The organism is Paraburkholderia sp. HC6.4b (assembly GCF_014200875.1).
Classification (GTDB): Bacteria; Pseudomonadota; Gammaproteobacteria; order Burkholderiales; family Burkholderiaceae; genus Paraburkholderia; species Paraburkholderia tuberum.
Genome location: NZ_JACHDC010000008.1, coordinates 288,079 through 306,744, shown reverse-complemented (window position 1 = coordinate 306,744; position 18,666 = coordinate 288,079). Strand labels below are relative to the sequence as shown.

Here is an 18,666-nt window from a genome sequence, read left to right as displayed (position 1 = left end):
ACACAAACCATTACCAAACCGCTCAGCAGACCTGGACCATTCGGTATCTCTGATCGATGCCGCCGTCTAGTGTCGGTTTCTCACAGCCGTTCACACCGGTTGAACAACAGGGGCGGAGTGCATGTCTCGTTGCTCGGCATGGCTCACACGCTCCGAGCTGGAAGTCCGGCCGCACACAAAGGAAGTCACTCGTTACCCGGTAACGCCGACGAGCTACCGGGGAACCCGGAAGTAGGCATCCCATTCTGCCGAGTCCGGATCAAGCCTGCGCACGATCGCCCCGTCCGCCCGCACTACCAGCCGCTCCAGCATCTCCCGCTTCGTTACCGAGTAACGGCGTGCCAGCCGTGCGAGCGCGAGGTCGGCTTCAGTGGTCACCCACATGTCAAGCCGCCGTTCCCCATTGCCATCGTTTCCGGCTGTTGCCCGCCTTGCCCGCCAGGCGGCCTGTCGCTCTGCAGTCGTCTTTGCCATCCCGATTCTCCTCTCCGGCGTTACCCGGTAACGTGACCTTGCCGGCCGTTACCGGGTAACGAAACGTCCCTAAAGTCGACTGCATGTCGTGCTTCGTACGATGGAGTCCAGAAAACACTAACGGTGGTCGAGAGGCGCTTACACGCGCCGTCAGCACGACGCCATCTGTTCGGAGCGCGCTCGAAGGCGCATGACAGTCTGCCGGCTCGTGTTCAGGGCGCGGGCAATCGACGCGACGGACTGCCCCTGCGCGAGCCGTTCGCGCGCCAGCTCTTCCTGCTTGCCGCTGAGTGCACGGGGCCGACCCAGCACCTTGCCGGCGTCTCTCGCGCGGGCAAGGCCGGCGGCGGTACGCTCCAGCAGCAGGTCGCGCTCGAACTCCGCTACGGCGGACAGCACAGACATGGTCATTTTCCCTGCTGCACTCGTCAGGTCGGCCCCGCCGAGAGCGAGGCAATGCACAGGGATACCGGCCTGCGCGAGTTCATCGACGGTAGCGCGAACGTCCATCGCGTTACGTCCGAGCCTGTCGAGTTTCGTTACGACCAGGACATCGCCGGCCTCCAGACGGTCGCGCAGCTTCGCAAAGCCCTTGCGCTGGTTTGCCGCAACAGACCCGGACACGCACTCGGCGATCACGCGGCGCGGCTCGATGTTGAAACCCGCCGCCCGTATCTCGTGGACCTGATTATCTGTGGTCTGCTCGGCGGTTGACACACGGCAGTACGCAAAGACTCGCCCCATTGTTGTTCTCCAGTTCCAAAAGGCTGTACGAAACGTTACCAGGGTACGAAAGTGTGTCAAGCAGATTTTTGGACAGGCCACAGAGAGCCGTCCAAAAACGACCGGTTTTGGACAAGCTATGTAGCTAAATCGGGCAGCAAACCAGCAAACGACCCGTTTGCGACATTCAGCGAAGCACGCCAATGTCGCAAACCCGGCACGGAACGGACGCTCAGCTAAGCTCCTTTCGGAGTCAAAGCCCCACTTGTACGTCACCGCACACGTTACCTGCGGAACACGTGCTGCCGGTGATGCCGCAGGTATCCGATCTGAGTTTCGTTGAATACGCCCGTGCTCGCGTCTCGCGTTAGATGCCACGCTTGCAGCACATCGTGCGGCAAGTGGATCGATATGATCAATCTGCCGGAATCGTCGAAGGTGATCCATCCGTCGTCGAACAGGTGGTCAACGTGCGGGGCAAGCATCAACCCGTTGTTGCCGTCAAGACGTTCGCGATTCGTAGCATGCCGCCAAGGCTTGATGTGACTGGCGCGAAGCATGCCCTGATGCGCAATTAACGTGAGCCTGCACCGTGGCTCGACCTGCAGCACGTTGCACCTGAATTGCCCCTGTCCCCTGCGAGCGTCCACCAGCTGCTTTTTCTCGGTGACTGTCAGTGCATCGTCGGCGAGGATGTCCTCCACCCGCTTCTGTTCGTGGATCTCCCGTTCTTCCCATCCCGCGTTCTGGCCAAGCCGCGACCGCAGCAGCTGCGCCACCCGTTGGTCATTGACGGGCACCAGCGTGTCCAGATACTGCCTCAGGCCGGCCTGCGTCAGATCAGCATAGGAACAGCTAAACGTCGAGTCCCACGAAACGCGGATCCTATAAAACCCTTCTTCTGCGTCCCGGAATAGTTCCGGGCGACCGTTATGGAGCTTCTGGTCCCACACCTCTTGCACGACGCCGGTGGCGATATAACCTCTGCGCGTCTTGCTTTCATACGCAAAAACGACGTCACCCGGCCGCATACCCGACAGGGTTTTGGCACGCTTCTCGGCATTCTTAGGAGTGGGCGTCAGGTAGGCATAACCGTCGCGCAGCCAGAAGGCGAAGGGATTGTCCGGTTCGGCGCCCCGATGGTATTCGCGATAGCTGGCGAGATCCGTATTGATTGAAAAGCAGCGTGACTGCATTCGTTCCCCGTGCGATCCGGTCCAGCATTGCCGGTCTGTTGTGATGAGTCCATCATTGCACATAAGGCGTCCCGGCTGTGTGAACTGGCGGCTCGTCATTGCCGCATGCGCCGAAATGGGCAGCGGCATTTTCTACTGTCCAGGCAGCTCGGGAACCGTTGTCGTGACTCAAAGCGGCGGGCGAATTTTGTCGTTGCGCCTCGAACAAAAGACGCTGAACAGACGGCTCGCACGTTAGCTACGTTTTGACCCAATGGCAGTTTGGCGACCCTCAGCGTCCATGCGTTGAGCGATCGCGAACGCCCGCTCCTGGCCGAACTGGGCCGGACGACCAGACACCGTATGCCCGATCAAGTCCAGACTTCTACAGGTGCATTGGATGACGGGAATCGCCTCTTGAGTCGATTACTTGACGAACCCTCGCTGCCTTCTCTCCGCGTCGATCCGCTCCACTTCACCTTGCCAGTGCTTTTCTTGGTCGGCGTCATTGGCGTTCATCGCGCGAAGCACGTTATTCATCGCCTCTATCTTGGCTCGCCTCAAGTTCGCCTTGACACGAAGCGTCTCATAATCGCCATAGTCCACGGGTTTATAAGCTCCGCCCAGCACCGAGTGTGCATAGATTCTGTACATCTCAGTGGCAATGACGGCTGCCTGCTCGCCATCCATGCCTTCGCTTTCCAACGCGAGTACAAACGCATGCGTGTCCATTGAACATCCTTATCGCAGTTCATTCACTTCGGCAGGTGACGCCAACACAGCCCACTCCCATGTCGCGGAACCCGCGGGCCATTTTGACGTCCACGTCCTTCCCCAAAGGAGGATTGCATACCAACCCTGACAGCCTTAAATGTATCCATGACCGAACACACATCTTCATAGCGAAGCCAGCCGCTCTGTCGGTGAAAGCGCATCAGCCCTGAATGCGGGCGGCCCCACTGAAGTCTTTATATGGGCGCGTGACGGGCCGACGCCACTATGGCAACCGGAACACCGTCTGCATCTCGGTACGGAACTGCCCCAGCTCGTTCAGCGCTTCATCTACACGGCCCCGGATCTCCTTCCTCATTCGGGATCACTTCCAGATGTGTAAAAGGATGCCCGTGGCGAGCCCGATAGCGACCGCAGCGGACCAGATTTGGTTGCGCAGGCCGGACACGGCAATCGTCAAGTCCTGCTTCGTCGCAAGGTGGTCGATCGAGGTCCCCTCGTTGATGCACTCGGCCAACGCTTCAGCCGCTTCCTGGGTCATGCCGCCCTTGGTTTGCATGTGCCGTGCAAATTTGAGAGTGTCGATCATGCTCTTCTCCGTTGTGTCAGCTAACAGCAGGGTGGTCTCACGGACCAGCCGGCCGTCAGGATGGTCCCACAGACCAGGCTGCCGTCAGGGTGGTCTCACAGACCAGGCTGCCGTCAGGGTGGTCTCACAGACCAGGCTGCCGTGCCAGCGCGACTGCTTGGTTGATGCGGTGGATCGTGTCGGCATGCGTGCTGCGGAAGTACAGGCTGGTCTCCTGGTGCTCGCCGAACACCGTGACGATCGCACGGGCTTCATCGAGCGTGAAGACAGCCTGCAAGCGGTTGCGAGCGTTGCGAGCTTCGAACGCCGGACGGGGTAGCATCCCCTTAGCCCTCCACCGGTAGAGCACCTGGAGGTCCCGGTTTAATGCCTGCGCCAGCTCGTCGAGCATGACCGTTTTCGCGCTGCCACGCGCTACGCCGTTCTGCTCGATGTCGCGCGTCTTCGCGAAGGCGTCAAGCATCGGGAGATTACGCCGGCAGTCCTCGCCCTCACTCACCTCGAATCCGGCAACGCGACGCGCCTCAAACTGCGTCTGTCGCGCGCGTTGTAAAACCTCGGTCCGATAGGTCGGGTCGTCCTGATACCGCTGGCGACGACGAGCGTTGCGTTCCTCGCCCCAGTAGCGATCCTTCTTCGAATCTGTAGGAGCCGTTTTGGTAGTTCCCATGCGCCCTCCTAGTTTGTCCGGATGCAACTATGACATGGCAATGGGACATATGTTAGATATTTCGCATACCTAATTTTTGCAACCGGTTTCAAAATCTGTGTATCCACCTCCCCGACAACATCGCTACGCGCGCAGCCACACGATTGTCTGGCAGCTAAAAGCGCATCAGTCGCCAGCCTCGAATGCGCGTGCCGCCGCCAAACCCGTTATAGGGGCGCGTGACGGGCCGGTGCCATTGGGGCAACCGGAACACCGTCTGCGACCTATCAAAGACAAGGGTGACGAACTGGAAACGATGCACGACGGGCTCTATGTCATTCGCACATCCCAACTGTCATCCCATGTCATGCGATGTCTTGTGAGGTTTGCTATAGGCAGCCACCGCTCAGGCACATCGGTAAACGAATTTAGGCTTGCATGCGTGTTCTTAAGAGCATGCAACCGGTTTCAAAATCCGCATAAAAAAGACGGCAACGCTCATTTGAGATGTCATAGATGACTGTGAGCGGTGAGACCATCGCTCCAGCTTTTAGCCCGCCCCAAGGTCCCATATCGGCGTTGCGTCGACGCCAAGGTCTTCGATTATCGAGCACGCCGCCACCAACAATTCGACTCGATCATGGGTAGACAGACTCCCTAAGAAGCTTCTGACGTAGCGCGACGCGTCGGACAGCGCCCTATCGCCACAAGCCTGCCCCCGCTCCGCTCGCCAGCGGACGCTATCGAGAAACTGAGTGCGTGCTTCTCGCGGAAGCCGGGCACTGACGAGATAGCTGCGTGCTTCGCTCGTAGTCAGTTGAATTCGCTTGAACTCAATCCCGAGGAATTCAATCCCGTCTCGTACGTCACGCGGCTCTTCCCAGTCGATTTGCAAGGGCCCCGCCGGATGCCTTTCAAAAAACTGCTGAAAACGGCACACTTGTGCACTCACATCGTCTTGCGACTCTCCAGCACAAACAGGTCGTCGCCGTAAGAAAACACGCGGCCAGGCGGTAACGGCGGCAACCCTGCTTCGATTAGCCAGTAAGCGACAAGCGGTGATGAGGCTGCGCCTTGTGGCAGAGCCAGCGAGGGTCCGGATGCAAAAAACTCGTCACATCTCCGTAGGTAATGCTCATATCTTCGGTGGTCTCTTTCTCTCTGGTCGATTGCCTCCTTTACGTCGATTGCTACAGTGTGTTGAATGACCTTGGGCGTGAGTGGCAACACCTCCTGCGCCAAGTCAAGTCGTATGTTGTCAAAGCAGTTCCGAATATCGACCTTCGCGCAGTGAGTCAGCAGAGGGTTGTCTTTGAGCATTTGCGTGATCGTCTCCACGACGGTCGACATACCTCCGCCATACAAAGCCTGTCCGCGATACATACGACACGAAGCCGCAGCCAGTGCCGCATCCACCAATCGCTGACGCGTGGAACGTACGATTCCGAACGTGTAGAACGTCCGCCAACGGCCATCGCCTTTTGACTTGCCTCGGCGATAGAACGGCTCCAAGCAAGGGACCGAAGGATCAAGCGACCACGGCAGCATTTCGCCCCCCTCCTGCTGATCTCTCCATCGTGCGTAGAGCGCTGCCTCGCGCTCGGGCAAAGTCTGAAATCGGAATGGCCCTTTGCCACCGAGCCACGTTTCGTGGAGAACATGGAAGTGGACCAAACGTGACCGCAAAAAGGTCTTCACCGCCTCCCTTAGTACTCGCTTAGGCCGCTCGGTCGTCAGACACAACGACTCTTGCCGAACGCCCTCGATCAATTCCCCGTAGCGCTTAGCGCAACGCCGACGCCATTGTTGAAAATTAGGATCGCATCGGTAGCCATAAACCAGCGGACTGAGACCACGGTCCCGCACGAGTCGGGGAATGATACGAGGCAGTTGCCGAGTCGATCCGGCTGCATGCTGGGGGGAAAGCAGCCTATTCGCCGACGCGCCACGCGATTCCGCCGGGATGATTGTTGACCGAGCATCGGCAATGGAGCGAGGCGTGATGATCATTTGCTCACCTCATACAGAGAGAGCGAGTCGCCCCCGGTGCTCAGCCGAGAGTCGATCCAGCGACCAATATCCTCCTGACGCCATGCAACCGCCCGGCGACCGATCCGCACTGCAGCAGGAAAACTCCCGCTTTTGATCATGACGTAGATGGAGCTTTTGCGGAGGCCTGTAAGCCCGCAGACATCAGGCAGCCGGTAAAGACGCAGTCCGAATTGTGTGTTTTCCATAAGAGTTCATCCGTGTCCGAATGGCTCCATTGTGGGAAATCGCACGGCGGCAACAAGAGGGGTGGATTTTGAAACCAGTTGCAAAACGCGTTATTCGATGCGGAGATGCACCGTGGCGTCGAACTTTGATGAGGAACGCGCGAGAACGCATTTCCGTACGTTTTCCGTACGACGGCAACAGAAAAGTTGTCCTATTCGCCAACTTGCTGTTTTATATATGCTTTTTGGCGCGCCCGGCTGGGATCGAACCAGCAACCCCTGCCTTCGGAGGGCAGTACTCTATCCATTGAGCTACGGGCGCTTCACCACAAAACTGCGGGGAATCTACGCGAAAGCGCGCCAACCAGAACGGACGCGACGCCAACGCGAGAGACCGCAAGGATACCCGGTTTCGGCCGAACCGTCCACAGGACGGCCTCCGACGCCCATCCCAGCGTCTTCCCCGACTCCTGCCATCGTCCATGCCGATCCGGGTAAACGCCTGCTGAACACCGTCCTGGCCCCTCGCCGCCGCCGAAAGCTTGCGTCTATAATCGTCCGTGGCTGATAAAGAACAAGAAGTTGCCGTCGCGCTGTACCGCTCACACACCCACGGAGACGAGACAAGCATGAGCGAAGCACCACACGGAGCGCCGATCAAAACCCCAGCACAGCTTATCGCCGCGGTCATCGCCGGGTTTGCTGTGCCGATCGTCATCATCGTTCTGCTCGCCGTCTACGTCGATAATTCGACGCGCACCGGCGCCGGCACCGACTCTCTCTCCGAAGCCGAAGTCACCTCCCGCATCCATCCGATCGCCCAAGTCGAGATCCGCGACGCCAACGCACCGCGCGTCTACAAGACGGGCGAGGAAGTCTACAAGGCGGTCTGCTCGGCGTGTCACGCGTCGGGTGCCGCAGGCGCGCCGAAATTCACCAACACCGCCGACTGGGCGCCGCGCATCGCGCAGGGCTTCGACACGCTGTGGCACACCGCCCTGTCCGGCAAGGGCGCCATGCCGCCGCGCGGCGGCACGAGCCCCGACGACTACAGTGACTTCGAGATCGCGCGCGCGGTCGTCTATATGGCGAACAATTCGGGCGCGAGCTTCCCCGAGCCGGCGCAGCCGGCGGCGGGCGCGGCCGCGGCATCCGGTGCGGCAGCGGCATCCGGTGCAGCAGGTGCATCGGATGCGGGCGCGGCCCAGGCCGCCGCGGCGCTGGCCGCAATGGCCAGCGTGCCGCAGACTCCCGCCCCGGCAGCAGGTGGCGCGCGAAGCGCGGACGCCTCGCAGGCCGGCAAGGCGCTGTATCAGTCGGTATGCCAGGCCTGTCACGCGGCCGGCGTGCTGAACGCGCCGAAGTTCGGCGACAAGGAAGCATGGGCGCCGCGCCTGAAGGACCCGATGGACACCGTCTACAACTACGCGCTGCACGGCAAGGGCGCGATGCCGCCGAAGGGCGGCTCGAACGCATCGGATGCGGACGTGAAGGCCGCGGTCGACTATATGGTCAGCGCGGTGAAGTAAAGCACACGGCATCGGTCGTCGCTGAAATGAAAAATCCCTGCATGCGCTAACGCGATGCAGGGATTTTTTATGTGCAATCGCAAGCAACCGCAACTGGCGGGCACTTGCAGTCCCGCCCGCTCACGACTTCTGCAATAACGCCTTCAGGCTCGCGAGCCGGTCCTTCGGCGACATCGGCGCTTCTTCCGGTGTCGGCGGCGGCGCATCGTCGAGCAGCATTTCGTTGATGAAGCGCGACGCCTCGCAGACGACCGTCTCCCGCGCCCGCTTGCGCTTCTTGCACCAGTTCAGATGCAAGCTGCGCTGCGCGCGCGTGATCGCGACGTACATCAGCCGGCGCTCCTCCTCGATGCGCGCGTCGTCGATCGGCTCGTCGTCCGCGCCACCCCGATGCGGCATGATGCCTTCCTCGACGCCGACCAGGAACACGTGCGGATACTCGAGCCCCTTCGACGCATGCACGGTCGACAGCCGCACCGCATCCGGATCTTCCTCGCGGCCTTCGAGCATCGACATCAGCGCGACCGTCTGGATCAGCCCGAGCAGGTTCTTGCCGGTGTCGCCGAAGCCGTCGGCGGTGTCGTAGCCGGTCGCTTCGCTGCCGCTGCCGTGCTCCGGCTCTTCCTTCGTGCCCTTGCGCTTGAGCCACTCGATGAACTCCAGCACGTTCTGCCACTTCGCCTGCGCCTGGCGTTCGTCGAACGCGTCGTACAGATACGCTTCGTAGTGGATCGCCCCCATCAGCTCATTGAGTAGCGTGCCCGCCGCGTCCTTCTCCGCGCGGTCGGTCAGGCGCTGCATGAAGTCGCAGAACGCGCGCATCGGCTCGATCTGACGCGGCGACAGACGCGCCTCGATGCCGCCCATGTAGACCGCCTCGAACAGCGACACCTTCGCCTGACCCGCGAACGCGCCGAGCGCCTCCAGCGTCGTATTGCCGACGCCGCGACGCGGTGTCGTGATCGCGCGGATGAACGCGGGATCGTCGTTCGCGTTGGCGATCAGACGCAGGTACGCGCAGATGTCCTTGATCTCGGCCTTATCGAAGAACGACTGGCCGCCCGACAGCACGTACGGAATCCGTTCGCGGCGCAGCACCTGCTCGAAGATGCGCGCCTGGAAGTTGCCGCGATAGAGGATCGCGTAGTCGCGGAAATTCGCGCGCCGCTCGAACTTGTGCGCGGACAGCCGAAACACGACGGACTCCGCCTCGTGCTCCTCGTCGTTGCAGCCCGTCACCGTGATCGTGTCGCCCATGCCGTGCTCGGACCACAGCTTCTTCTCGAACAGCTTCGGATTGTTCGCGATCACGTTGTTCGCGGCGCTCAGGATGCGCACCGTCGAGCGGTAATTCTGCTCGAGCTTGATCAGGTGCAGGTTCGGGAAATCCTTGCCGAGCTGGCCGAGGTTTTCGAGGGTCGCGCCGCGCCAGCCGTAGATCGCCTGATCGTCGTCGCCGACCGCCGTGAACGCCGCGCGCTTGCCGGCCAGGAGCTTCACCAGTTCGTACTGGCATGCGTTGGTGTCCTGATACTCGTCGATCAGCAGATAGCGCAGCTTGTTCTGCCAGCGGTCGCGCACCTGCTCGTTGCTCGCGAACAGTTCGGCGGGCAGGCGGATCAGATCGTCGAAATCGACCGCCTGGTAAGCGTGCAGCGTCGCCACGTAGTTGCGATAGACGATCGCCGCCTGATGCTCGTCCTCGGTCGAGGCGGTCGCGATCGCCTGCTCGGGCATGATCAGGCCATTCTTCCACAGCGAGATGATCGACTGGATCTTGCGAATGAAGCCCTTGTCCGTCGAGCCGACCTGCTCCTGGATCATGCCGAAGCAGTCGTCGGAATCCATGATCGAGAACTGCGGCTTCAGGCCGACATGCTCCGCCTCCTGACGCAAAATCTGCACGCCGAGCGAGTGGAACGTACACACCGTCAGCTGGTTCACGGGCACCTTGCGGCCTTCCTTGCCGGGTGCGGTCAGCGTCTTGCCTTCGAGCAGCTTGCCGACGCGCTCGCGCATCTCCGCCGCGGCCTTGTTCGTAAACGTGACGGCGGCGATGTGGCGTGGCTCGAAGCCCTTCGCTTCGATCAGGTGCGCGATTTTCTGCGTGATCACGCGCGTCTTGCCGCTGCCGGCGCCGGCGAGCACGAGACAGGGACCGTCGAGATAACGGACCGCTTCACTTTGAGCGGAGTTCAGGCCTGCGGACATCGTTTGTGGATGGGTAATACGGTTGAGGGCCGCTGAGGTCGGACCGGCGGGTGGCGCCGGCCGAAGGCCCGGGGCATGCTGCGCGGCGCAATGCGCGCGAGAGGTGCGATGTTAACATGGCCACTGCGATGACCACCGCGATGGCCACCGCGATGGACGCCCTCGTTGGATGCCTCGATGGTTCGGACGCCCCGACGGGCTGCGCGCATGGCCGGCCGTCATGCTCAGCCCCCAGTCCAGCCCACAAATGCCACAATGAGCAGATTGCGCGCCGCCGCCGCGGTGGCAAGGCGGCGCGCCGCTCCTCCAGGAAGACTCGCATGTCCGCATCGCTGAAAATTGGATTGATGGGCTACGGCTTCGCCGGCGCGACGTTTCACGCACCGGTGATCGAACACTGCGGACGCGCGAGGGTCGCCGCGATTGCGACCGGGCAATCCGAGCGCGCGCACGCCGACTATCCGCACGCGAAAATCGTCGCCGATCTCGACGCGCTGCTCGCGCTCGACGACATCGACTGCGTCGTGATCGCGACGCCCAACGACACCCACTTCGACCTCGCGCGCCGCACCCTCGAAGCCGGCAAGCACGTGGTCGTCGACAAGCCTGTCACGCTGAGCGCCGCCGACGCCCACACGCTTGCCAATATCGCGCTCGCGCGCGGCAAGCTGTTCGCGCCCTTTCACAACCGCCGCTGGGACGGCGATTTTCTGACCGTGCGCGATCTGCTCGCGCGCGTGGAACTGGGTCGCGTCACGCAGTACGAATCGCATTTCGACCGCTTCCGGCCGGGCGTGCGTCAGCGCTGGCGCGAAGACGTGACGCGCGGCGGCGGTCTGCTGTTCGATCTCGGTCCGCATCTGATCGACCAGGCGCTCGCCCTCTTCGGCGCGCCGAAGACCGTATCGGCGACGGTGCGCACCCATCGCGACGACGCAAGTGCACCCGACTACGTGCACATCCAGCTCGGCTACGACGAGTTCGAGGTCGTGCTGCACGCAAGCGCGTTGACCGCGTTGCCGGGACGGCGCTTTGCTATCCACGGCACGCGCGGCAGCTACGTGAAGTACGGCCTCGACACCCAGGAAGATCAGCTGAAAGCGGGCCTGCGCCCCGGCGACGCAGGCTTCGGCGCCGGCAACAGCCCCGGCATGCTGCGCGTGCTCGAAGGCGACGAGGAAGTCGAGTGCGAATTGCCGACCCGCAACGGCGAGTACGCAGGCTTCTATATTGCGTTGACCGACGCGATCCAGAACCGCGTCGCATTTCCGATCAGCACGCGCGACGCGGTCGACGTGATGACGATCATCGACCTGGCCGCGCGCAGTTCCGAGCAGGGCGTGCGACTGCCGTTCGAGCGGATTCGCTGAACCCCGCCCCGCTGCGCGTCGACACCGCGCCACCACGATCTGTGTACCAAAAACGGGACGCCTTTAGCGCCGCGAAGGCTGTCGGCGCGGGCTTTCCTGACGCTCCGGAAAGGAACATAACGTTACAAATTCGCCCGCTGCCAAGTCAGCGGGCGTTCTTCGTCAGCCGTTGCTAATGAGGTAGCAACCCAACACGACAACGACTCCGGGAGAATCCATGTCTCGAATCATCCGTGCCCTTGTTGCATGCGCGCTGCTCGGCTCCGTCGCCGCCTGCGTGGTAACGCCCCCGCCCGCGCCGCATCCGGGCCCGACTCCGCAGCAGATCGCGGACCAGCGTCTGCATCAGGTCGACGGCCGCATCGACAATCTCGCGCACCGTATCGATAACCGCGTGAATCAGGGCTATTACCCGCCGCCGCAAGGCGCCGCGCTGCATCACCGTCTCGAGACGATCCGCCAGGAAGCGCATGACATGGCCGCCCAGCATGGCGGCGGTTTGTCCGCGGAAGAACAGCGCGTGCTGAATCAGGAACTGGACAATGCGGCTCATGCGATCGGCGAGTGAGCCAGCGAGCAAGTGGTCAAACCGAATCGGTAAACGAGCCACCAGGTGAGCCCCCACTACCGCTCATCGTGCGGTCACGGATGGCACCGGGAGAAGCAACTGAAAAGCGCGGGCACCACGGTCCGCGCTTTTCTTTTTGACGCCCCCGAACAGCCACAACCGGCCCTACACCGCTCCCGGGCCTTTATTTGACAAGCCCCGGCCCGTCGCGTAAATTCGCCGCACGCGTCGGGAGAGCGTGCTGGCAGGCGAAAAATCGCAGGCCGCGCCGCCGAAGGGGCACACCCGCAAACTCTCAGGCAAAAGGACCGACCGCGTCGAAAAACCCGTCTTCCGGCGGCTTTTTCGCACTCTGGAGAGCGGCAGTAGCCATCCGCGTCGCACCTCGTGCACCGCAGGCAGGCTGCCCACCGAAGGGGCGCGCGTTTCACCCGTGACGGATCGAGCTCATTGAGCCAGTCGCGGCGGCGCAATCTCTCAGGTATCGAGGACAGAGGGGTCATGCAGAACCACGCTCGCAGGCACACGGCCGCGAGGCAGTGCGCCGCATGGCCTTTTTTGTTTCGCGAGATGCCCGAGGCCCCATGACCGAACTCAAACACACCCCGCTCCACGCCGCTCACCGCGCGCTCAATGCTCGCATGGTCGACTTTGGCGGCTGGGACATGCCCGTCAACTACGGCTCGCAGATCGAGGAACATCGCGCGGTGCGCACCGACGCCGGCATGTTCGACGTGTCCCACATGTGCGTGGTCGACGTCACCGGCGAGCGCGTCCGCGCGTTCTTCGAATACGCGCTCGCGAACAACGTCGCGAAGCTGCAAACACCGGGCCGCGCGCTCTACTCCTGCATGCTGAATCCGAACGGCGGCGTGATCGACGATCTGATCGTCTATTACTTCGCCGAAGACCACTTCCGCGTGGTCGTCAACGCCGGCACCGCCGACAAAGACATCGCCTGGTTCGGCCAGCTCAACGCGGGCGGCTTCGGTCTCACCATCACGCCGCGCCGCGATCTGGCGATCGTCGCCGTGCAAGGCCCGAACGCACGCGAAAAGGCCTGGCAAACCGTGCCGGCCGCGCGCGCCGCGACTGAAGCGCTGAAGCCGTTCAACGCCGCGCGCGTCGACGGCACGCCGTTCGGCGAGCTGACCGTCGCGCGCACCGGCTATACCGGTGAAGACGGCTTCGAGATCATCGTGCCGGCTACCCACGTCGAAGCGCTGTGGAATGCGCTCGCGGCTCACGGCGTGCGCCCGGCCGGTCTCGGCGCGCGCGATACGCTGCGCCTCGAAGCCGGCATGAACCTGTATGGCCAGGACATGGACGACAATGTCTCGCCGCTCGACGCCGGCCTCGCATGGACCGTCGACCTGGCCTCGCCGCGCGAGTTCGTCGGCAAGAGCACCCTCGAAGCCGACGGCTCGCGCGCCGCGTTCGTCGGCCTGATCCTGCTGAAGGAAAACGGCAAGGCCGCGGGCGTGCTGCGCGCGCATCAGAAAGTCGTCACGCCGCACGGCGACGGCGAAATCACCAGCGGCACGTTCTCGCCGACCATGCAGGAATCGATCGCCTTCGCGCGCGTGCCGAAGGGCGTGCAGCCGGGCGACACCGTGCACGTCCAGATTCGCGACAAAGCCTGTCCCGCAAGCGTGGTAAAACTGCCGTTCGTGCGCAACGGCAAGGTGCTGGCGGTCTGAGCGGCCGGCGCACGCCCCTACATTCAAACACTACCGAACATACCGTTCAGGAGCATCCAATGAGCATCCCGGCCGAACTGAAATACACCGAATCGCACGAATGGGTCCGCACCGAAGCGGACGGCACGCTGACGATCGGCATCACCGACCACGCGCAGGAAGCGCTCGGCGACATCGTCTTCTTCGAAGTCCAGGAACTCGGCAAGTCCGTGACCGCGGGCGACACCGTCGCCGTGATCGAATCGGTGAAGGCCGCCTCCGATATCTACGCGCCTGTCTCGGGCGAAGTCATCGAGGCGAACACGACCGTCGCGGACTCGCCCGAAACCGTCAACAGCACGCCGTACGACAGCTGGCTGTTCAAGATCAAGCCGGCCGCCGATGCGTCGCTCGACCGCCTGCTCGACGCCGAGGCTTACGCGAAGTCGATCGGCGCCTGAGTCGCCGTTTGTTTTAACCGTCAGGCGCGGCGCTCGCACAACGGCGCGCCGCGCCGCCAGGAACACCCATGAAGCTCGAACACCCGGATCGTCTGATGAACCGCACTCCTCTCTCGCTCGCCGCGCTCGAAGTGCACGACGCCTTCGCCGAACGGCATATCGGCCCGGATACGGCCGACCAGCAAGCGATGCTCGAAGCACTCGGCTTCGCGTCGCGCGCGGCATTGATCGACGCCGTCATCCCGAAGACGATCCGCCGCACCGAAACGCTGCCGCTCGGCCCCTTCGCGCAACCGAAGAGCGAAGCCGAAGCGCTCGCCGCCTTGCGCGAGCTCGCGGACAAGAACCAGGTGTTCCGCTCCTACATCGGCCAGGGCTATTACAACGCCCATACGCCGACGGTGATCCTGCGCAACGTGCTCGAAAATCCGGCCTGGTACACCGCGTACACGCCGTACCAGCCTGAAATTTCCCAAGGCCGTCTGGAAGCGCTCCTGAACTTCCAGCAGATGGTCACCGACCTGACCGGCCTCGCGATCTCGAACGCATCGCTGCTCGACGAAGCGACCGCCGCCGCCGAAGCGATGACGCTGCTGCAACGCGTCGGCAAACCGAAGTCGAACGTGTTCTTCGTTGCCGACGACGTGCTGCCGCAGACCATCGAGGTCGTGAAGACGCGCGCGACGCCGGTCGGCATCGAAGTGAAAGTCGGCCCGGCCGCTGAAGCCGCCGACGCCAACGCATTCGGCGTACTGCTGCAATACCCGGGCGTGAACGGCGACGTGCGCGACTACCGCGCGCTGACCGAAGCGATCCACGCGGCGGGCGGCCATGTCGTCGTCGCCGCCGACCTGCTCGCGCTGACGCTGCTTACGCCGCCGGGCGAATGGGGCGCGGACGTCGCGGTCGGCAATACGCAGCGTTTCGGCGTGCCGGTCGGCTTCGGCGGCCCGCATGCCGCGTACCTCGCGGTGCGCGACGAATTCAAGCGGCAAATGCCGGGACGTCTGGTCGGCGTAACCGTCGACGCGCAAGGCAACCCCGCGCTGCGTCTCGCGCTGCAAACGCGCGAGCAACACATCCGCCGCGAGAAGGCGACCTCGAACGTGTGCACCGCGCAGGCGCTGCTCGCGATCATGGCGAGCATGTACGCGGTCTATCACGGCCCGCGTGGCCTGAAGACGATCGCACTGCGCGTCAATCGCATCGCCACGCTGCTCGCCGAAGGCGCGAAGCAGCTTGGCTATAGGCTCGTCAACGAAACTTTCTTCGACACGCTCACGTTCGACACCGGCGCCCGCACGCAAGCGCTGCACGACGCGGCTACGGCCAGGCGCATCAACCTGCGCCACGTGAGCGCGACGCAAGTCGGCCTGTCGATCGACGAAACCACCACGCGCCACGATCTGGCCGACCTGCTCGCGGTGTTCGCTCAAGCGGCCTTCACGAGCGACGCGCCGCAAGTCGACGCGCTCGACGCCGCGCTCAACGCATCGGACTCTGCGTCGGTGCCGGCCGCGCTCGAACGCACGAGCGCGTACCTGACGCATCACGTGTTCAACCGTCATCATTCGGAAACGGAAATGCTGCGCTATCTGCGCAGTCTGTCGGACAAGGACCTCGCGCTCGATCGCTCGATGATCCCGCTCGGCTCCTGCACGATGAAGCTGAATGCGACGTCGGAAATGCTGCCGGTCACGTGGCCCGAGTTCGGCCAGATCCATCCGTTCGCGCCGACCGAGCAAACCGTCGGCTACCGCGAGATGATCGATCAGCTCGAAGAGATGCTGGTCGCCGCGACCGGCTATGCGGCCGTGTCGCTGCAGCCGAACGCGGGCTCGCAGGGCGAGTACGCGGGTCTTTTGATCATCCACGCCTATCACGCGTCGCGCGGCGAAGCGCATCGCGATGTCTGTCTGATTCCCGCCTCGGCGCACGGCACGAACCCGGCGTCGGCGCAAATGGCCGGCATGCAGGTCGTGGTCGTGGCATGCGACGCGCAGGGCAACGTCGATATCGAAGACCTGAAGAAGAAGGCCGCGCAGCACGCCGATAAGCTCGCGGCGATCATGATCACGTACCCGTCGACGCACGGCGTGTTCGAGCAGAACGTCCGCGAAATCTGCGAGATCGTGCATGCGCACGGCGGCCAGGTCTACGTGGACGGCGCGAACATGAACGCGATGGTCGGCCTGTGCGCGCCGGGTCAGTTCGGCGGCGACGTCTCGCACCTGAACCTGCACAAGACCTTCTGCATTCCGCACGGCGGCGGCGGACCGGGCGTCGGTCCGGTCGCGGTCGGCGCGCATCTCGCGCAGTTCCTGCCGAACCAGACTTCGTCGGGCTACCAGCGCTCGGAGGATGGCATCGGCGCGGTGTCGGCCGCGCCGTACGGCTCGGCGTCGATCCTGCCGATCTCGTGGATGTACATCGCGATGATGGGCGCGAAGAACCTGACCGCCGCGACCGAAACCGCGATCCTCAACGCGAACTACGTCGCCAACAAGCTCGCGCCGCACTATCCGGTGTTGTACTCGGGCCCCGGCGGCCTCGTCGCACACGAGTGCATTCTCGATCTGCGTCCGATCAAGGACACGAGCGGCATCACCGTCGACGACGTCGCGAAGCGCCTCGCCGACTATGGCTTCCACGCGCCGACGATGAGCTTCCCGGTACCGGGCACGCTGATGGTCGAACCGACCGAGTCGGAGTCGAAGGAAGAGCTCGACCGCTTCATCGAGGCGATGATCGCGATCCGCGAGGAAATCCGCGCGGTCGAGGAAGGCCGCGCGGAGCGCGAGGACAATCCGCTGAAGCACGCGCCGCATACGGCGGCGGTCGTGATCTCGGACGACTGGAAGCACGCGTATGCGCGCGAGACCGCCGCCTACCCGCTGAAGACGCTGATCGCGAACAAGTACTGGCCGCCGGTCGGTCGCGCGGACAACGTGTACGGCGATCGCAACCTGTTCTGCTCGTGCGTGCCGATCGCCGATTACGAGTAAGCAGCGCGAGTCGGCGAGACGTCATGCGCGGCTCTGTGAAGGTCCGTCGGCGTCCGCGAGCGGTCCACCCGCGGTCCTGTCGTTGAAAGCCGCAACCGGCTAACATCACACACCGAATCAGCCTAACGAGGAGTTTCGCATGGCGCGAAAGGTGCGATTGATGCAAAGCCGGGCCGAGGCGGCAGGCGTCCGTCCGTGGGGGCCCGCTTACGCGGTACTGTTGGCCGCAGCGGCCGCGTTGCTGCCGCTGCGCGCGGCGCAGGCCGCGATGAATTTCTGCGCGGCGCCGGCGCTGCAAACGAGCGAGCGCACCAATGCCGACCCCGGCGTCAAGGCGCTCGTCGCCAACGTGCAGGCCCATCTGAACGAGCAGCCGCATGCGCTCGCCAAATTGCACACCGAGGGCACGCTGCCGCACGAGGGCATCTACGATCAGAGCGTCGAAGCGGAGAAGGATCTCGACCTGCTGCGCGACGCCGCGCTCGCGTGGCGCGCGACCAGCGACGACCGCTTCCTGAAGCTCGTCGACCGTCTGCTGTACGCGTGGGTCACGACCTATCAGCCGAGCTTCGATCCGATCGACGAAACGCGTTTCGAAGGTCTGATCCTCGCGTACGACATGACCGCGAGCGCGTTGCCCGTCAAAACGCGCAACGCGGCGATGGCATTTCTGACGAAGCTCGCGAACGGCTACATCGCGCAGATCGACGCGCAGCCGCGGCCGCTCACGGGCACGTTCCGCAACAATTGGCAAAGCCACCGCATCAAGCTGATCGCGATGGCGGCATTCACGCTCGACAACCGCAAGATGATCAACGCCGCGCAGCGGCTGTTCGTCGAGCATATCGGCGACAACATCGCCCCGGACGGCTCGACGATCGACTTCGGCGAGCGCGATGCGCTGCACTACGTGACCTACGATCTGCAACCGCTGGTGACGGCCGCGCTCGCCGCGCGCCGCCACAACCGCAACTGGCTGCAAGAAAAGGGCGCGAACGGCGCGACGCTGCTCGCCGCGCTGAATTGGCTCGTGCCGTTTGCTACCGGCGCTCAGACGCATGAGGAATTCGTGCATTCGAACGTCGCGTTCGATGCAAAACGTCGCGAGGCCGGCTTGCCCGGCTATTCGGGTCAGTGGGATCCGAAGAACGCGACGGAACTGTTTCACCTGGCGGCCCGTCTCGATGGACGCTTTACGCCAGTCGCGCTGCAGCTCGCACCGACGCCGCCCGCGTGGCTCGCCGTGTGCTTGCCGCTGCCGGCGCGCTAAACTCTTTATCTATAG

General features: G+C 63.2%; 16 protein-coding genes, 1 tRNA gene and 2 riboswitches. Of the genes, 7 read left to right on the top strand and 10 right to left on the bottom strand.

All coding sequences use genetic code 11. The annotated features are described in order from the left end of the window. Positions 1–213: 213 nt before the first annotated feature. From HDG34_RS15045 to HDG34_RS15005, 9 genes are all read right to left on the bottom strand, one after another. Positions 214–474, bottom strand: coding sequence for a hypothetical protein (locus HDG34_RS15045; protein ID WP_184061030.1), 261 nt, complete (start codon positions 472–474; stop codon positions 214–216). A gap of 150 nt (positions 475–624) precedes the next feature. Further along, positions 625–1,218 (bottom strand): recombinase family protein, encoded by a 594-nt coding sequence (locus HDG34_RS15040; protein ID WP_184061029.1) that lies wholly within the window; start codon positions 1,216–1,218, stop codon positions 625–627. 263 nt (positions 1,219–1,481) lie between these two features. Next, entirely contained in the window at positions 1,482–2,522 is a 1,041-nt protein-coding gene (locus HDG34_RS15035) for an HNH endonuclease (RefSeq protein WP_184061028.1), read from the bottom strand. 276 nt (positions 2,523–2,798) lie between these two features. Then, the gene (locus tag HDG34_RS15030) at positions 2,799–3,104 is read right to left on the bottom strand and encodes a hypothetical protein (RefSeq protein WP_184061027.1); all 306 of its coding nucleotides are present in this window, start codon (positions 3,102–3,104) and stop codon (positions 2,799–2,801) included. A 364-nt stretch (positions 3,105–3,468) separates the two neighbouring features. After that, positions 3,469–3,693 carry a hypothetical protein gene (locus HDG34_RS15025; protein ID WP_184061026.1) on the bottom strand — a complete coding sequence of 75 codons (225 nt, stop codon included), beginning with the start codon at positions 3,691–3,693 and terminating at the stop codon, positions 3,469–3,471. Positions 3,694–3,817: 124 nt separating this feature from the next. After that, positions 3,818–4,363 (bottom strand): hypothetical protein, encoded by a 546-nt coding sequence (locus HDG34_RS15020; protein WP_184061025.1) that lies wholly within the window; start codon positions 4,361–4,363, stop codon positions 3,818–3,820. 927 nt (positions 4,364–5,290) lie between these two features. Further along, positions 5,291–5,890: a hypothetical protein gene (locus tag HDG34_RS15015; protein WP_184061024.1), complete on the bottom strand. Its 600-nt coding sequence runs from the start codon at positions 5,888–5,890 to the stop codon at positions 5,291–5,293. 458 nt (positions 5,891–6,348) lie between these two features. Continuing rightward, positions 6,349–6,579 carry an AlpA family transcriptional regulator gene (locus HDG34_RS15010; RefSeq protein WP_184061023.1) on the bottom strand — a complete coding sequence of 77 codons (231 nt, stop codon included), beginning with the start codon at positions 6,577–6,579 and terminating at the stop codon, positions 6,349–6,351. Between the two features lie 225 nt (positions 6,580–6,804). Then, positions 6,805–6,880: transfer RNA gene (locus HDG34_RS15005), tRNA-Arg, on the bottom strand. Positions 6,881–7,187: 307 nt separating this feature from the next. On the opposite strand from HDG34_RS15005, the gene HDG34_RS15000 reads away from it, so the two are divergent. Further along, positions 7,188–8,087: a cytochrome c5 family protein gene (locus HDG34_RS15000; RefSeq protein ID WP_184061022.1), complete on the top strand. Its 900-nt coding sequence runs from the start codon at positions 7,188–7,190 to the stop codon at positions 8,085–8,087. Between the two features lie 120 nt (positions 8,088–8,207). Here the strand turns inward: HDG34_RS15000 and HDG34_RS14995 are convergent, their stop codons facing one another. Further along, positions 8,208–10,298, bottom strand: a complete 2,091-nt coding sequence (locus HDG34_RS14995) for a UvrD-helicase domain-containing protein (RefSeq protein ID WP_184061021.1) — start codon at positions 10,296–10,298, stop codon at positions 8,208–8,210. 320 nt (positions 10,299–10,618) lie between these two features. Here HDG34_RS14995 and HDG34_RS14990 point away from each other — a divergent pair, with 320 nt between their 5' ends. From HDG34_RS14990 to HDG34_RS14965, 6 genes are all read left to right on the top strand, one after another. After that, complete coding sequence (locus HDG34_RS14990) at positions 10,619–11,668, top strand: oxidoreductase (RefSeq protein ID WP_184061020.1); 1,050 nt, start codon at positions 10,619–10,621, stop codon at positions 11,666–11,668. Positions 11,669–11,885: 217 nt separating this feature from the next. After that, entirely contained in the window at positions 11,886–12,236 is a 351-nt protein-coding gene (locus tag HDG34_RS14985; RefSeq protein WP_018418835.1) for a hypothetical protein, read from the top strand. Between the two features lie 219 nt (positions 12,237–12,455). Then, positions 12,456–12,558, top strand: a riboswitch (glycine riboswitch). A 20-nt stretch (positions 12,559–12,578) separates the two neighbouring features. Next, positions 12,579–12,740: riboswitch (glycine riboswitch) on the top strand. A gap of 80 nt (positions 12,741–12,820) precedes the next feature. After that, positions 12,821–13,936, top strand: a complete 1,116-nt coding sequence (gene gcvT / locus HDG34_RS14980; protein WP_184061019.1) for a glycine cleavage system aminomethyltransferase GcvT — start codon at positions 12,821–12,823, stop codon at positions 13,934–13,936. Positions 13,937–13,995: 59 nt separating this feature from the next. Then, positions 13,996–14,376: a glycine cleavage system protein GcvH gene (gcvH, locus tag HDG34_RS14975; protein ID WP_184061018.1), complete on the top strand. Its 381-nt coding sequence runs from the start codon at positions 13,996–13,998 to the stop codon at positions 14,374–14,376. Positions 14,377–14,444: 68 nt separating this feature from the next. Continuing rightward, on the top strand, positions 14,445–17,381 hold the full coding sequence (gcvP, locus tag HDG34_RS14970) for an aminomethyl-transferring glycine dehydrogenase (RefSeq protein WP_184061017.1): 2,937 nt from the start codon (positions 14,445–14,447) through the stop codon (positions 17,379–17,381). Between the two features lie 139 nt (positions 17,382–17,520). Beyond that, a complete protein-coding gene (locus HDG34_RS14965) occupies positions 17,521–18,651 on the top strand; it encodes an alginate lyase family protein (RefSeq protein WP_184061016.1) in 1,131 nt (376 codons plus the stop codon). Positions 18,652–18,666: the final 15 nt, after the last annotated feature.

Coding starts and splice junctions, on each gene's coding strand:
- HDG34_RS14995 (WP_184061021.1), bottom strand. CDS start 10,298: ATGTCCGCAGGCCTGAACTCCGCTCAAAGTGAAGCGGTCCGTTATCTC.
- HDG34_RS15010 (WP_184061023.1), bottom strand. CDS start 6,579: ATGGAAAACACACAATTCGGACTGCGTCTTTACCGGCTGCCTGATGTC.
- HDG34_RS15045 (WP_184061030.1), bottom strand. CDS start 474: ATGGCAAAGACGACTGCAGAGCGACAGGCCGCCTGGCGGGCAAGGCGG.
- HDG34_RS15025 (WP_184061026.1), bottom strand. CDS start 3,693: ATGATCGACACTCTCAAATTTGCACGGCACATGCAAACCAAGGGCGGC.
- HDG34_RS15020 (WP_184061025.1), bottom strand. CDS start 4,363: ATGGGAACTACCAAAACGGCTCCTACAGATTCGAAGAAGGATCGCTAC.
- HDG34_RS15035 (WP_184061028.1), bottom strand. CDS start 2,522: ATGCCGCTGCCCATTTCGGCGCATGCGGCAATGACGAGCCGCCAGTTC.
- HDG34_RS15000 (WP_184061022.1), top strand. CDS start 7,188: ATGAGCGAAGCACCACACGGAGCGCCGATCAAAACCCCAGCACAGCTT.
- HDG34_RS15030 (WP_184061027.1), bottom strand. CDS start 3,104: ATGGACACGCATGCGTTTGTACTCGCGTTGGAAAGCGAAGGCATGGAT.
- HDG34_RS14990 (WP_184061020.1), top strand. CDS start 10,619: ATGTCCGCATCGCTGAAAATTGGATTGATGGGCTACGGCTTCGCCGGC.
- HDG34_RS15040 (WP_184061029.1), bottom strand. CDS start 1,218: ATGGGGCGAGTCTTTGCGTACTGCCGTGTGTCAACCGCCGAGCAGACC.
- HDG34_RS15015 (WP_184061024.1), bottom strand. CDS start 5,890: ATGCTGCCGTGGTCGCTTGATCCTTCGGTCCCTTGCTTGGAGCCGTTC.
- gcvP (WP_184061017.1), top strand. CDS start 14,445: ATGAAGCTCGAACACCCGGATCGTCTGATGAACCGCACTCCTCTCTCG.
- gcvT (WP_184061019.1), top strand. CDS start 12,821: ATGACCGAACTCAAACACACCCCGCTCCACGCCGCTCACCGCGCGCTC.
- HDG34_RS14985 (WP_018418835.1), top strand. CDS start 11,886: ATGTCTCGAATCATCCGTGCCCTTGTTGCATGCGCGCTGCTCGGCTCC.
- HDG34_RS14965 (WP_184061016.1), top strand. CDS start 17,521: ATGGCGCGAAAGGTGCGATTGATGCAAAGCCGGGCCGAGGCGGCAGGC.
- gcvH (WP_184061018.1), top strand. CDS start 13,996: ATGAGCATCCCGGCCGAACTGAAATACACCGAATCGCACGAATGGGTC.